13 protein-coding genes are annotated in these 14,247 nt (G+C 72.1%); 4 read left to right on the plus strand and 9 right to left on the minus strand.

Going from position 1 to position 14,247, the window contains the following annotated elements:
- Positions 1 to 116: 116 nt before the first annotated feature.
- The 3 genes from RWM17_RS01450 to thyX form a co-directional block, all read right to left on the minus strand.
- The gene (locus tag RWM17_RS01450) at positions 117 to 1,793 is read right to left on the minus strand and encodes a ribonuclease J (RefSeq protein ID WP_314100781.1); all 1,677 of its coding nucleotides are present in this window, start codon (positions 1,791 to 1,793) and stop codon (positions 117 to 119) included.
- A gap of 99 nt (positions 1,794 to 1,892) precedes the next feature.
- Positions 1,893 to 2,870 (minus strand): 4-hydroxy-tetrahydrodipicolinate synthase, encoded by a 978-nt coding sequence (gene dapA / locus RWM17_RS01455; RefSeq protein ID WP_192169887.1) that lies wholly within the window; start codon positions 2,868 to 2,870, stop codon positions 1,893 to 1,895.
- Positions 2,871 to 2,932: 62 nt separating this feature from the next.
- Positions 2,933 to 3,715 (minus strand): FAD-dependent thymidylate synthase, encoded by a 783-nt coding sequence (gene thyX, locus RWM17_RS01460; RefSeq protein ID WP_243833450.1) that lies wholly within the window; start codon positions 3,713 to 3,715, stop codon positions 2,933 to 2,935.
- A gap of 160 nt (positions 3,716 to 3,875) precedes the next feature.
- Between thyX and RWM17_RS01465 the strand changes: the two genes are divergently transcribed.
- Positions 3,876 to 4,781 (plus strand): TIGR01777 family oxidoreductase, encoded by a 906-nt coding sequence (locus tag RWM17_RS01465; protein WP_314100762.1) that lies wholly within the window; start codon positions 3,876 to 3,878, stop codon positions 4,779 to 4,781.
- Here the strand turns inward: RWM17_RS01465 and RWM17_RS01470 are convergent.
- Together RWM17_RS01470 and dapB are read right to left on the minus strand one after the other, a co-directional pair.
- Entirely contained in the window at positions 4,778 to 5,218 is a 441-nt protein-coding gene (locus RWM17_RS01470; RefSeq protein WP_194613449.1) for a tetratricopeptide repeat protein, read from the minus strand. The genes RWM17_RS01465 and RWM17_RS01470 overlap by 4 nt on opposite strands.
- On the minus strand, positions 5,218 to 5,949 hold the full coding sequence (dapB, locus tag RWM17_RS01475) for a 4-hydroxy-tetrahydrodipicolinate reductase (RefSeq protein ID WP_314100765.1): 732 nt from the start codon (positions 5,947 to 5,949) through the stop codon (positions 5,218 to 5,220). Before dapB ends, RWM17_RS01470 begins: the two co-directional genes overlap by 1 nt.
- 55 nt (positions 5,950 to 6,004) lie before the next feature.
- On the opposite strand from dapB, the gene RWM17_RS01480 reads away from it, so the two are divergent.
- On the plus strand, positions 6,005 to 6,544 hold the full coding sequence (locus RWM17_RS01480; protein ID WP_314100767.1) for a GNAT family N-acetyltransferase: 540 nt from the start codon (positions 6,005 to 6,007) through the stop codon (positions 6,542 to 6,544).
- On the opposite strand, the gene RWM17_RS01485 is transcribed toward RWM17_RS01480, so the two are convergent.
- Together RWM17_RS01485 and RWM17_RS01490 are read right to left on the minus strand one after the other, a co-directional pair.
- The gene (locus RWM17_RS01485) at positions 6,541 to 7,143 is read right to left on the minus strand and encodes a histidine phosphatase family protein (protein ID WP_123548739.1); all 603 of its coding nucleotides are present in this window, start codon (positions 7,141 to 7,143) and stop codon (positions 6,541 to 6,543) included. The two genes, RWM17_RS01480 and RWM17_RS01485, sit on opposite strands and share 4 nt — an antisense overlap.
- Positions 7,144 to 7,157: 14 nt before the next feature.
- Positions 7,158 to 8,516, minus strand: coding sequence for a pitrilysin family protein (locus RWM17_RS01490; RefSeq protein ID WP_314100770.1), 1,359 nt, complete (start codon positions 8,514 to 8,516; stop codon positions 7,158 to 7,160).
- 240 nt (positions 8,517 to 8,756) lie between these two features.
- On the opposite strand from RWM17_RS01490, the gene RWM17_RS01495 reads away from it, so the two are divergent.
- Complete coding sequence (locus tag RWM17_RS01495) at positions 8,757 to 9,371, plus strand: TetR/AcrR family transcriptional regulator (protein ID WP_314100772.1); 615 nt, start codon at positions 8,757 to 8,759, stop codon at positions 9,369 to 9,371.
- A gap of 120 nt (positions 9,372 to 9,491) precedes the next feature.
- Here the strand turns inward: RWM17_RS01495 and RWM17_RS01500 are convergent, their stop codons facing one another.
- Both RWM17_RS01500 and RWM17_RS01505 read right to left on the minus strand, forming a co-directional pair.
- Positions 9,492 to 10,535, minus strand: a complete 1,044-nt coding sequence (locus tag RWM17_RS01500; protein ID WP_314100774.1) for an aldo/keto reductase — start codon at positions 10,533 to 10,535, stop codon at positions 9,492 to 9,494.
- A gap of 308 nt (positions 10,536 to 10,843) precedes the next feature.
- Positions 10,844 to 13,117 (minus strand): polyribonucleotide nucleotidyltransferase, encoded by a 2,274-nt coding sequence (locus RWM17_RS01505; RefSeq protein ID WP_314100776.1) that lies wholly within the window; start codon positions 13,115 to 13,117, stop codon positions 10,844 to 10,846.
- A gap of 337 nt (positions 13,118 to 13,454) precedes the next feature.
- Between RWM17_RS01505 and RWM17_RS01510 the strand changes: the two genes are divergently transcribed.
- A partial coding sequence (locus RWM17_RS01510) for a coiled-coil domain-containing protein (RefSeq protein ID WP_399539885.1) occupies positions 13,455 to 14,247 on the plus strand: 793 nt, incomplete at its 3' end.

Genomic DNA, 14,247 nt, shown 5'->3' on the forward strand with positions numbered 1-14,247 from the left:
GACTCCCCCTTCGGAGCAACGGACGGAACGTGCTCACCATAGGAGGAGGGGGACGACGGAGGCCTCAGCCGTCGGGATGACTTCCCGAGCGAGCTGAGGCCTCGTGCCGAGCCGGGTCAGGCGCTGATGACCACCGGCACGATCATGGGACGACGACGGTGCTGCGTGTTCACCCAGCGGCCCACCGTGCGGCGGACGACCTGGCTGAACTGGTGCGTGTCACGGGTGCCGTTCTCGGCTGCCTCGGCGAGCGCGGCGAGGATCTTGGGCATGACGTCGTCGAAGACCCGCTCGTCCTCGGCGAAGCCGCGCGACTGGATCTCGGGGCCGACGACGACACGGCCCGTCGTGGCGTCGATCGCGAGGAAGACGGAGATGAAGCCCTCCTCGCTGAGGATCCGCCGGTCTTTGAGGTCGGCGTCGGTGATCTCGCCGACGGTCGAGCCGTCGACGTACACGTAGCCGAGGTCGAGCTGGCCGACCACCTCGGCGACGCCGTCGCGGAGGTCGACGACGACGCCGTCCTCGCCGAGGATCGTGTTCTCGCGCGGCACGCCGGTGCGCTGGGCCAGGGCGGCGTTCGCGTAGAGGTGCCGGTGCTCGCCGTGGACCGGCATGACGTTCTTCGGGCGGAGCACGTTGTAGCAGTAGAGGAGCTCGCCGGCCGAGGCGTGGCCCGACACGTGCACCTTCGCGTTGCCCTTGTGCACCACCGTCGCGCCGAGCTTGGTGAGCCCGTCTATGACCCGGTAGACGGCGTTCTCGTTGCCGGGGATGAGGCTCGAGGCGAGGATGACCGTGTCGTCCTGCCCGATCTCGATCTGGTGCTCGAGGTTCGCCATCCGGGCGAGGACGGCCATCGGCTCGCCCTGCGAGCCCGTGCTCATGTAGACGATGCGGTCGTCGGGGAGGTCCTTGGCCTTCTTCGCGTCGATGAGGACGCCCTCGGGCACGACGAGGTAGCCCAGGTCGGCGGCGATGCCCATGTTGCGGATCATCGACCTGCCCATGAACGCGACCCGGCGCCCGTTGGCGTGGGCGGCGTCGAGCACCTGCTGCACGCGGTGCACGTGGCTCGAGAAGCTCGCCACGACGACCCGGCGCGGCGCCCGGCGGATGACGTCGTCGAGGACCGGTCCGATGTCGCGCTCGAGGGCGGTGAAGCCCGGCACGTCGGCGTTCGTCGAGTCGGGGAGGAACAGGTCGACCCCCTCCTCGCCGAGGCGGGCGAAGGCACGCAGGTCGGTGATGCGGTCGTCGAGCGGCAGCTGGTCCATCTTGAAGTCGCCGGTGTGCAGGACGAGGCCGGCGGAGGTGCGGATCGCGACGGCGAGGGCGTCCGGGATCGAGTGGTTCACCGCGACGAACTCGAGGTCGAACGGGCCGAGCGTCTCGCGCCCGCCCTCCTTGACCGTCAGCGTGTAGGGCTTGATGCGGTGCTCCTTGAGCTTCGCCTCGATCAGGGCGAGCGTCAGCTGCGAGCCGATCAGCGGGATGTCCGCGCGGAGGCGGAGGAGATAGGGCACCGCGCCGATGTGGTCCTCGTGGCCGTGGGTCAGCACGACCGCGAGGACGTCGTCCAGCCGGTCGCGGAGGGGCGAGAAGTCCGGGAGGATCAGGTCGACGCCCGGCTGGTGCTCCTCGGGGAACAGCACCCCGCAGTCGACGACGAGCAGCTTGCCGTCGATCTCGTAGACGGTCATGTTGCGCCCGATCTCGCCGAGGCCGCCGACCGGGATGACCCGGAGCGTGCCGTCCTCGAGCTTGCGCGGGGTCTTGACGGTCGTGGGCATCATGTCCTTCGGGTCGAGGTCGGGGCTCGTGCCCCGGGGATCGAGGTCTCAGTCGGCCCGCGCGCCGCACCGTCACGCGGCCGGCGGCGTGCCGCGTGGTCAGCGCGTGGTGCCGTGCACCTTGGGCAGGGCGCCGCCGGCCGCGGCGTTGCGGTCGGGGCGGAAGCGGCTGAGGTCGAGCCCGGGGATGTCGCCCACGTGCGAGAGCTCGTCCTCGATGAGCGCCGCCTCGCTGTCCTCCGGGCCGACGAGCGGCAGGCGGACGCGGGGGCTGGAGATGCGGCCGAGGCCGTGCAGGATGTACTTCGCCGCGACCGTGCCGGGCACGTGCGTCATGACGGCGCGCACCAGCGGCTCGAGCATCTTGTGGGCTGCCGTGGCCGTGTGCAGGTCGCCTGCGTTCACGGCGTCGATCATGGTGCGGTACGGCGCCGAGACGATGTTCGCCGTCACGCCGATGAGGCCGGAGGCGCCGATCGCCAGGTGCGGGAGCACGTTCGCGTCGTCGCCCGAGAAGTAGAGCAGGTCGGTCTGGTTGATGACGCGGCTGACCTCGGCGAAGTCGCCCTTCGCGTCCTTGACCGCCACGATGTTCGGGTGCTTCGCGGCACGCAGCAGCGTCTCGTACTTGATCGGGATGCCGGTGCGGCCGGGGATGTCGTAGAGGATGACCGGCAGGTCGGTCGCGTCGGCGATCATGCGGAAGTGCGTGAGGACGCCGGCCTGCGTGGGCTTGTTGTAGTACGGCGTGACGATCATGACGCCGTCGGCGCCGGCCTTCTCGCTGGCCTTGTACAGCTGGATGGCGTGCGCGGTCTCGTTCGAGCCGCCGCCCGTGATGATCTTGGCGCGCCCCGCCGCGACCGACTTGCCGACCTCGACGAGCTTGAGCTTCTCGGGGTCGGTCAGGGTGCTGGTCTCGCCCGTCGTGCCGGTGACGACGATGCCGTCGGCACCCGCCGAGACGCAGTCGTCGATGTGCTTCTCGACCGCCGGCCAGTCGACCTCGCCGTCGGCGGTGAAGGGGGTGACGAGAGCGACGAGGACCTGCCCGAAGGGGTTGCTGATGTTCGACACGTCGACCAGCGTACTGTCTCGCCCCGCGCGGATCGCCCCTCGGACGGCCAGGATCGGCCCGGTCAGGGGGCGACGCGGCCGTTCGTGCCGAAGGCGGCGTAGGTGAGCGGCATGAGCTCGGCCCAGATGTCCTCCATCTTCTCGGCGCACATCTCGATCTCGCGCTGCGGGAACGACGGGAAGTGCGTGCCCTCGCGCTTCGTGCGGAGGCTGAGGAAGTTCATCAGCGACCGCGCGTTCACGGTGACGTACATGGACGAGTAGATGTTCAGCGGCAGGACGATGCGGGCGACCTCGCGGGCGATGCCCTCGTCGAGCATGCGCTTGTAGGCCGCGTAGGCCTCGCGCGAGGTGCGCTCGGTCTCGGACCGGACGAGCTCGCTCTGCTCGGGCGTGCCGGGCAGGAAGTCGTAGGCGCCGGGCTTGCCCACCTGCTGCAGGTTGCGGGTCGCGGCGGGGACGTAGAAGACGGGGTTGAGCTCGCGGTAGCGACCGCTCTCTTCGTTGTAGCTCGCCATGCGGTGCCTCATGAACTCGCGGAACACGAAGATCGGCGCCTGCACGTAGAAGGTCATCGAGTTGTGCTCGAACGGCGAGCCGTGGCGGTCGCGCATGAGGTAGTTGATCAGGCCGGCGCCCTTGGTCGCCTGGGCCCCGTCGGCCGAGGCCTGGGCGCCCTCGAGCGTCTGCTCGCCCATCGTCGAGACACGCGCCGCGAAGAGGACGTCGGAGTCGTGCGCGCTCGAGCGGACCAGCTCGACCGTGACGTCGCTGCGGAACTCGACGGGGTCGGCGGCGGTCTCGGGAGACGAGGAGGCGGGGGTCACGGCGTCGGCATCAGTCACGGCCACGACTCTACCTCCGACCACCGACGAGCCTCGATCGGCGGCAGGCTCGGCCCACCGGCCCTCGGGCCGGTGCCCGGGCGACCGGCAGGAGGCGCGGCTACGCTCCCGGGGAGGCGCAGCTCCCCTGCGCCGCACCTCCTCGAGAAAGACCGGGCCCATGACCGCCGACTCCCTCACCGTCCTCGTCTCCGGCGCCTCCGGCCTCGTCGGCACCGAGCTCCGACGCCAGCTGGTGGCCGCCGGCCACACGGTCGTCGCGCTCGTCCGGCGCGAGGCCCGCGACGAGGGCGAGGCGACGTGGGTGCCCGCGGCCGGCATCGTCGACCGCACCCTGCTCGACCGGGCGGACGCCGTCGTGAACCTGAGCGGCGCCTCCCTCGGTCGGCTGCCCTGGACCGCCGGCTACAAGCGCGAGATCCGTGACTCCCGCGTGACGGCCACCGCCACGCTCGCGCACGGCATGGCCGGCGCCGAGCGACCGCCCGCCGTGTTCCTGAGCGGCTCGGCCGTGGGCATCTACGGCGACCGCCCGGGCGAGCGCCTGACCGAGCAGAGCCCCCGCGGCAGCGGCTTCCTCAGCGACGTCGTCGCCGACTGGGAGGCCGCGACCGCCCCGACGCCCGATGCCACCCGTGTCGTCCACCTGCGCACCGGCGTCGTCGTGGGCCCCGGCGGCGCCATGGCCCCGCTGCTGCCCCTCACGAAGCTCGGCCTCGGCTCGCGCCTCGGCACGGGCGACCAGTTCTGGCCCTGGATCAGCCTGCACGACGAGGCCGCGGCCATCGTGCACCTGCTGACGTCGAGCCTCAGGGGCCCCGTCAACCTCGCCGGCCCCACGCCCGCGACCAGCGACGCCCTGACGAGACGGCTCGCCAAGGACCTGGGACGCCCCTACGCGCTCACGGTGCCCGAGGTCGTCATCAGCACGGCGATGCAGGAGGCAGGTCGCGAGATGCTGTTGCCCAGCCAGCAGGTCGTGCCGGAGGCGCTGCTCGCGGACGGCTTCGCCTTCCGTCACCGCACGGTCGACCAGGCGGTCGACGCGCTGGTCGGCGGCCGCTAGGCCGCGGACCGCATCCGCGAGGCCTTGCGGACTGCCTGTCGGGCTCGCCTGCGGTCACCGCACGCGTCGTAGGCCAGGCCGAGCCGGAACCAGGCCCGCCAGTCGTCGGGGGCGTCCTCGACCGCCTGCGCCCAGCGCGGGAAGGCGGCGTCGGCCGCGGCGCGTTCGTACCGACCCGAGGCACGGCGCGGGACCTCGTCCACCGGCAGCTCGCCAGCCTCCTCGAGCTCGCGCACCATCTGCTGCGTGTGCACCCCGAAGCGCAGCTCGGCGACCAGGGCGAAGATCCCGAGGACCGGCAGGACGAGCAGGGCCACGCCGAGCACGACGGCCACGGGCTCGCCGGTCATGACGAAGAGGTACGCGCGCTGGGCGACGAGGACGACGTACAGGAGGAGGAACAGCGCCATGACGAGCGCCGCGGTGCGGCCCTTCATCAGTCGAGCGGCAGCACGCTGTCGAGCCCCACGACGACACCCACGACCCGCGGAGCCTCGGCCATGGCGACGAGCAGCCCCTGCTCGTAGGCGCGCTGCGAGATCGTGTCGTGCGTCAGGGTGAGCGTCTCGCCCTCGCCGCCGAAGACGACCTCCTGCTTCGCGACGACGCCGCGGAGGCGCATGCTGTGCACCGGGACGCTGGCGACCTGCTGGCCGCGGGCGCGCTGGTCGGAGAAGGGCGCGGAGACCGGGCCGAGCTCGCGACGCGCCTCGGCGATCAGCTCCGCCGTGCGGACGGCCGTGCCGGAGGGCGAGTCGACCTTGCCCTGGTGGTGCGCCTCCACGATCTCGACGCTCTCGTAGAAGCGCGCCGCCATCGTGGCGAACCGCGTCGCGAGGACGGACCCGAGGGAGAAGTTCGGGACGACCAGGACGCCGGGGCCGCCGACGTCCGCGACGACCGTCCGGAGCTTCGCCACCCGCTCGGCGTTCCAGCCCGAGGTGCCCACGAGGACGGGGAGGCCCGCCCGGACGACGTGCTCGACGATGCCGGGGCTGACGGCCGGGTGGGTCACGTCGACCACGAGGTCGGCGCCGCGCACGTCGTCGAGGTCGTCACGGGACGAGAGGCCGGCGTGCAGCTCGAGGCCGGGCGTGCGCCGGACGAGGTCGACGACGAACGAGCCGAGGGTGCCCGTGGCTCCGACGACGGCGATCTGGGAGGTCATGGGCTCCAACCTACCCGGCAGCGCCCGGGGGCCCGCCCGACCTAGCATGGTGCGCATGCCCCGGTTCCGTGCCGTCCCCGTGTCGTCCCCCGCCGCCGCCGAGCTGCTCGAGGCGTACTTCGCCGAGCGCCGGGAGACCTTCCCGTCGGGGAAGGGCAGCTACCGCACCGCGTCGCCGTCGGACGCGACCTTCACTCCCCCGGCCGGGTCGTTCCTCGTCGTCGAGAGCGAGGACGTCGATGCCGGATCCGTCGCGACCGGCGCCGTGCCCGGCGTCGTGCCTGCCCTGGCCTGCGGCGGGGTCCGCCGCATCGACCCGACCGAGGAGGGCCTGGTGCGGTACGAGGTCAAGCACGTCTACGTGCGCCCGGAGGCCCGCGGGCGAGGTCTCGGTCGCCTGCTGATGGCCGAGCTCGAGGAGGTGGCCGCCGGCCTGGGCGCCGACCTGGTCGTCCTCGACACGAACGAGAGCCTCCTGGCGGCCGGGGCCCTCTACCGGGCCACCGGCTACCGCGAGGTCGAGCCGTACAACGACAACCCGAACGCGACGACCTGGTTCGCCAAGCCGGTGGCGCCCCGGGAGCCCGTCAGCTAGATCGGCTGCTCGACCGGGAGGCCGGTCCGGAGCTCGACGGGGAGATGGCCCAGGTCGTTGTGCGTCACGAGCTCCGGCGGCTTCGCCGAGCGGACGCGGATGATGGTCAGGCCCGCGTTGGCCTGGTTCACGCCCATCCAGCGCCAGTCGGGAGCCCCGAAGACCTCGCGCACGAACCATCCGATGACGAAGTTGTGCGTGATGAGCAGGTCGTGGCGATCCTCGCGGGAGGGCGTCAGCCACTCGGACACCGCGTCGGCCATCTGTGCCTGGCCCGCCTCGATCTCGTCCTCGGTGACGCCGCCGAAGAACGGCTTGTAGGCGGACGGCATGTCGGCCGTCGGGCCCGAGGGCACGCAGTCGAAGAGCAGCGTCGACGGCTGCGACTCGAGGGCGGGCAGCCGCTCGGTCATGATGCGCGCCGTCTCGGCCGCCCGCTCGAGCGGGGAGTGCCAGGCTGCGGAGAACGGGACTCCCCCGAGCCGTTCGGCGAGGAGCCGCGCCTGTCGCTTGCCGCGCTCGGACAGCGGGCCGTCGGGGAGCCCGTGCTCGGCGTCCTGTTGCTCGCCGTGCCGGACCAGGTAGAGGTAGTGGGACACCGTCGTCTCCTGACTCATGGGGTGACCGCCGCCGACGTCGTCGTCGGGGGCGTGAAGGAGGATCCGTCGACGTCGCCCACGACCACGGTCGAGAGGGGGCCGGACCGGAGCTCGCGGGCGAGGTCGCGCACGTCGTCGAGGCCGACGCGCCCGAGCCGGGTGAGCGAGGCGTCGAGGTCGACGAACTCGCCGGTCGACAGCTCGGCCCGGCCGAGGCGGTTCATCCGGGTGTCGCTGTCCTCGAGCGCGAGGGCGGCGGCGCCGCCGAGCTGGCCGAGCGCCCGCTCCCGCTCGAGCTCGGTGATGCCCGACTCGGCGACGCGGTCGAGCTCGTCGAGCATGAGCTGCCCGACCATCTCGACGTTGCCCGGCGTGCAGCCGGCGTAGAGCCCGAACAGCCCGGCGTCGGAGTAGCTCGGGGCGAACGAGTAGACCGAGTAGGCCAGGCCGCGCCGTTCTCGGACCTCCTGGAACAGGCGGGACGACATGCCGCCCCCCAGGACCGAGTTGAGGACGGCGAGGGCGGGGCGACGGTCGTCGGAGGCGGAGATGCCCGGCATGCCCAGCAGGACCGTGGCCTGCTCGAGGGGGCGGCGCACGACGAGGGTCGGCTCGCTGGGCGTCGGCACGACGAGCTCGGTCGAGCGTCGGGGCACGGGAGCGGCTGCCTCGGTCGACCAGGACGACCTCGCGAGTGCCTGCTCGAGCCGCTCGACGACGTGGTCGTGGTCGACGGCTCCGGCGATCGTGACCACGAGGTCGCGGGGCCGGTAGTTCGCGAGGTAGTGCGCGTGCACGTCGTCGCGCCGCGCCTCCTTGATGCTCTCGGACGATCCCCCGATCGGGCGCCCCAGCGGGTGCTCGCCGAAGACGGACTCGAACAGGCGCTCGCCGGCCACGTCCGCGGGGTCGTCGTCGGCCATCGCGAGCTCCTCGAGGATCACGCCCCGCTCGGTCTCGAACTCGCCGGGCTCGAGGGCCGAGGACGTCAGCATGTCGGCGAGGACGTCGACGGCGTCGTCCAGGTCGACGTCGCGCACCCGGGCGTAGTAGCAGGTGTACTCCTTCGCGGTGGCGGCGTTGTGCTCGCCGCCGACCGATTCGAAGGCGACCGCGATGTCGAGCGCCGAACGCGTCGCCGTCCCCTTGAAGAGGAGGTGCTCGAGGAAGTGCGTGGAGCCGCGCTCTCCGGGCTGCTCGTCGCGGGAGCCCACGGCGACCCAGAAGCCGACGGTGGCGCTGCGGGCCCCGGGCATCTGCTCGGTGAGGACGCGGACGCCCGTCGGGAGGAGGGTGCGCCGCACGAGTGCGTCGCCCGTCGCGCGGAAGGAGAGCTCGACCGAGTCGAGTGGGAGGGAGACCGGGCCGTTCATCGCGTCGAGCCTACGGGACCGCACCTCGGCACGACCCGACCGTCGGGGCTGGCACCCGAACTGGGGACGGCCCTGCGGACAAACAGACGGTTCAGTCTGTCCTCCGCGGTGATAGAGTCGGGGAACCGTCGACGGGACACCCCCTGCCTCGTCGTCGGCGGCTGGTCGGAGGTCATCCGGCGGTCCGGAGCAGACGTCCCCCGCGCTGCTCCAAGCCGATATGCCTCGAGGAGCCACGCTGTGACGGTCGATTCCCCCCCTCCGGCCGTCCAGCGTCTCCCGGGGCGGCCCCGTGCCGACCAGGTGACGCCCGGCGCCCGGGACCGCGTGCTGACGACGGCCGACCGGCTCTTCTACGACGAGGGCGTCCGCGTCGTCGGCGTCGACCGCCTCATCGCCGAGGCGTCCGTGACGAAGGCCACGTTCTACAAGCACTTCGGCGCGAAGGACACCCTCGTGCTCGAGTACCTGCGCGTGAGGCACGAGCGTGCCGTCGCCGGGCTCGAGGCCGTCGTCGCCGCGTCCCCGGGCGGGGCCGCGACCGTCCTCGCCGTCGTCGACGAGGTCGTCGCCTCGCTGCAGTCGCCCCGATTCCGTGGCTCGGCCTTCGCGAACGCCGCCGCCGAGTTCAGCGACCCGACCCACCCCGTCCGCGCCGCCGTGGCCGAGCACCAGGAATGGCTCACCGACGCTCTCGTCGAGCTGTTCAAGGAAGCCGACCACCCGATGCCCGGGGACGCGGCCGACGACTTCCTGCTGGCGCTCGACGGTGCGCTCGTGGGCGCGTACTGCGGCGACGCCATCGCAGCGTCCGCGGCGCTCCGCCGGACGGCCGAGCGCCTCCTGCCGGCCTAGCCCGCCGACGGCACCGGGCCCGCCCCCGCGATCGGGCCCGTCGTGCCGATCAGGCCCGTCGGGCTGACGAGACCGATCAGGCCGGTCCGGCCCGTGACAGAGGGCGGACTGGGCGTTCCGCTACGCGGAGACGCGGTCGAGCTCGAGCACCTGGGTGCGCGTGAGCTTGACCGTGGCCGCCTGCGCGAGCTCGACGACCTGCTTGGCGTTCGTGGCGCTCGCCACGGGCGCCACGACGTGCGGCTTGGCCAGGAGCCAGGCCAGGGCCACGGCCGCTGTCGAGACCTCGTGCGCCGACGCGACGCTGTCGAGCTCGTGCAGCACCCGCAGCCCCTTCTTCGTCAGGTAACCGGAGACGCCGCGGCCGCGCTTCGTGCCGGCGAAGTCGGAGCGCGAGCGGTACTTGCCGGTGAGGAACCCGCCGGCCAGGGCGAACCGGGGCATGACCCCGAGGCGCAGCTGCGCGGCGACGCGCGCCAGGCCCTTCTCGTACTCGGTGCGGTGCATGAGGCTGTACTGGTTCTGCAGGGCCACCATCGGGGCCACACCGAGCATGCCGGCGGCGATGCGCGCCTCGTAGAGCCGGTTGCCCGAGTGGTGCGACCCGCCGAACCAGCGGACCTTGCCCGCGCGGATGAGGTGGTCGACCGCGAGCAGGGTGCGCTCGAAGGCGACCTCGGTGTCGTCGACGTGCAGGTACAACAAGTCGATGTGGTCGGTGCCCAGGCGCTCGAGGGACGCCTCCACGGCGCGCTCGATCGAGCGCGGCGAGAGCCCGGGAGCGTCCGCGCCCTTGCCGACCTTGGTCGAGACGACCATGTCGTCGCGCGATCGGCGCGAGCGCATCCACGAGCCGATCATGACCTCGCTGCGGCCGCCGGCGTAGCTGTCCGCCGTGTCGACGAAGTTGCCGCCGTGGTCGTAGTAGGCGTCGAGGACGGACATGGTGTCGGTCTGGTCGGCGGTCCAGCCGAAGACGTTGCCGCCGAGCGCGACGGGGAAGACCCGGAGGTCGGAGACCCCGAGTCGACGTCGAGGTTGGATGATGCCGAGGTCGACGGGCACGGTGGCGTCGCCGACGGTCTCGGGGAGGCGCGCAGGGAGGTCGACGGGAGGCGCGGAAGGCGTGGTGGGACCGGGGATGCCCGCCGACGTGTTCGTCACTCCGTGCCCTTCGTGGTCGTGGCGTCGTGCGGTCGAGGTGCCGGCCCCGCGGGACGCTGCCCCGAGGGGCAGCCAGGCGGGTACGCCGGACGACCACCTCGATGTGCCGCCTGAGATGGCCCGGGAGCACCGTGCTCGCTCCTGCGACAAGCGTACGTGCTGAGGCCGCCGTCCGCCTGACGCCGCACCCGATCGTTACGAGATCCGGCACCCCGAGTTCGGGGGCGGCCACGGGGGGCTGCACCGACGACGCAGCGCCCGCCCCGACGTGGTCGGGACGGGCGCTGCGGTCTACTGCTCGTCGGGGACTAGACCTCGACGGACTCGTCGTTCGACTGCTCGGCGGCACCGCTCGAGTCGGTGTCGGCCTCGTCGGCGACGACGGGCGCGAGCGACAGCTTGCCGCGGTCGTCGATCTTGGTGATCTCGACCAGGATCTTCTGTCCGACGCCGAGGACGTCCTCGACGGCCTCGACGCGCTTGCCGCCGGCCAGCTTGCGGACCTCGCTGATGTGCAGCAGGCCGTCCTTGCCGGGGAGGAGCGAGACGAAGGCCCCGAACGACGCGATCTTGACGACCGTTCCGAGGAACTGCTCGCCGATCTCGGGGTTCGTCGGGTTCGCGATCGCGTTCACCTGGGCGCGAGCTGCCTCGGCCGAGGGACCGTCGACGGCGCCGATGTAGACCGTGCCGTCCTCCTCGATCGAGATGTCGGCACCCGTGGTGTCCTGGATCGAGTTGATCGTCTTGCCCTTCGGGCCGATCAGCTCGCCGATCTTGTCCTGCGGGATCTGGACCGAGATCACGCGGGGCGCGGTCGGGGCCATCTCGTCGGGTGCGTCGATGGCCGAGTTGAGCACGCTCAGGATGGCGGTGCGCGCCTCCTTGGCCTGCTTCAGGGCGGCGTCGAGGACGGCGGTCGGCAGACCGTCGAGCTTCGTGTCGAGCTGGATGGCCGTGACGAACTCGGACGTGCCGGCGACCTTGAAGTCCATGTCGCCGAGGGCGTCCTCCGCACCGAGGATGTCGGTCAGCGCGGCGTAGCGCGTCTGGCCGTCGACCTCGTCGGACACGAGGCCCATCGCGATGCCCGCGACCGGGGCGCGCAGGGGCACACCGGCGTTGAGCAGCGACAGGGTCGAGGCGCAGACGGAGCCCATCGACGTCGAGCCGTTGGAGCCGAGGGCCTCGGACACCTGACGGATGGCGTACGGGAACTCCTCGCGCGACGGCAGCACCGGCACGAGGGCGCGCTCGGCGAGGAAGCCGTGCCCGATCTCGCGACGCTTCGGCGAACCGACGCGACCGGTCTCGCCGGTCGAGTAGGGCGGGAAGTTGTAGTGGTGCAGGTAGCGCTTCTTGGTGACCGGGCTCAGCGAGTCGATCTGCTGCTCCATCTTGAGCATGTTCAGCGTGGTGACGCCCATGATCTGGGTCTCGCCGCGCTGGAAGATGGCGGAGCCGTGCACGCGCGGGATGACCTGGACCTCGGCGTCGAGCGGACGGATGTCGGCGAGGCCGCGACCGTCCATGCGGACCTGCTCGGTGAGGATGCGGTCGCGGACGACCTTCTTCGTCGCCGACTTGTAGGCGGCGGAGACCTGGCCGTTGGCCTCGGCGGGCAGCTCGCCCGCGTCGACCTTGGCCGAGATCGCGTCCTTGACCTTGCCCTTGAGCACGTCGTCGGCGTCCTGGCGCTCGGTCTTGCCCGCGATCTTGTAGACCTCGGCGAGCTCGGTGCCGGCGGCCTCGGTGACGGCCGCGAGGACCTCGTCCGTGTAGGGCAGGAAGACCGGGTAGTCGGCGATCTCCTTGAACGCCTGCGCGGCCATGGCCGACTGCGCGTCGACGAGCTGCTTGAGGAAGGGCTTGGCCGCCTCGAGTCCCTGGGCCACGACGGCCTCGTCGGGCTTGGTGGCGCCGCCCTGGATGAGGCCCCAGGCGTGCTCGGTGGCCTCGGCCTCGACCATCATGATGGCGACGTCCTCGTTGCCCGCGGCGTCGGTGACGACACGGCCGGCGACGGTGAGGTCGAAGACGGCCTCCTCGAGCTGCGAGGCCTTGGGGAACGCGACCCACTGGTCGCCGATGAGCGCGAGGCGCACGCCGGCGATCGGGCCCGAGAAGGGCAGGCCGGAGATCTGGGTCGAGGCGCTGGCGGCGTTGATGGCCAGGGCGTCGTAGAACTCGTCGGGCGCGATGCTCAGGACGGTGATGACGACCTGCACCTCGTTGCGGAGGCCCTCGACGAACGAGGGACGCAGGGGCCGGTCGATGAGACGGCAGACGAGGATGGCCTCGGTGGAGGGACGACCCTCACGACGGAAGAACGAGCCGGGGATCTTGCCCGCGGCGTACGAGCGCTCCTCGACGTCGATGGTGAGCGGGAAGAAGTCGAAGTTGTCCTTCGGCTTCTTGCTCGCGCTCGTGGCCGAGAGGAGCATCGTGTCCTCGTCGAGGTACGCAGCGACGGCTCCCTGAGCCTGCTGTGCGAGACGGCCGGTCTCGAATCGGATGGTGCGCTTGCCGAACTTGCCGTTGTCGAGGACGGCTTCGCCGAACTTGATCTCTGGACCCTCCATGTGGGGGCTACTCCTCTTTGTTTTGCATCGAGGCCCCGTGTGGGCATCGATGTGCAGCGGGAGCGGGCGGCGGGGACGGCGTGAGGACACGCACGTACAGCAACGCGACGGAGGCGGCGGCACGTCTGGTCAGCGGAAGAAACGGTCGGACCCACCTCGCGACCCCGTGCGATCTGCTTCGTGCACGTGTCGGGGCGTTCCGCCTGTCACCACCGGCGACCAGCAGCCAGACCGGCCTGCTCCGAGGGCGATGGTAGCACCCGGCCCCTCGGGGACCAGGGAGGCGACCCCCTCTCGGGGCGGCGCGAGCGTGGCGGCTCCCGGATAGCATCGGTCCATGCTCGCCGCCCGCCGCCCCCGTCGTGCCGCGAGACCCGGACTGCGCGCGACCTGCGTCGGCACGGTCGCCCTCGCCGCCTCCCTGGCTCTGGTCCTCGGCGCCGGCGTCCCGGCCTCGGCCGTGGGCGTCGACTCCGGGACGGCGGCGACCCAGCAGCAGATCGACGCCGTGCTGGCGTCCCTGGACGCGCTCGAGGCGACGGCAGCCGAGCGGAGCGACCAGGCGGTGTCCGCCTCGGCGGCACGTGCCGACGCCGACTCGGCCCTCGTCGAGGCCGACGCGCTCGCCGACCAGCTGTCGGGTCGTGCCGCGGAGGCCGAGCTCGCCGAGGAGGCGGCCCATCAGCAGGCAGGCCAGCTCGCGGCACACCTCGCCCGGGCCGGGCGGGGCGCCTCCACGACGAGCGTCCTGCTGGGCTCCGACCACCCGGACGACGTGCTCCAGCAGCTGGGCACGCTCACGCAGCTCGGCGAGCGCTGGCAGGGGGTCATGTCCGACGCGACGCTCGCCAGCAACACGCTCGTCTCGCTCCGTGACCAGAGGGAGGCGGCCCGCCAGGAGCGCGAGCGACTGGCGGACGAGGCGGCCGCGCGAGCGGCCGACGCGAGGTCCGCGCAGGCGACAGCCGACGACGAGGTCGCCGCGGCCACGACCCGCGCCGCCGAGCTGTACGCGCAGCTCGCCGCACTGCGGCAGACGACCCCCGACGTCGAGCGCGAGACACGTCGCGCCGCTGCGGTGACCAAGAGCGTCGAGGCGGCCGGGGCCGCTGCCGCGAACGATCGAGGTC

The organism is uncultured Frigoribacterium sp., from assembly GCF_963515265.1.
Classification (GTDB): Bacteria; Actinomycetota; Actinomycetes; order Actinomycetales; family Microbacteriaceae; genus Frigoribacterium.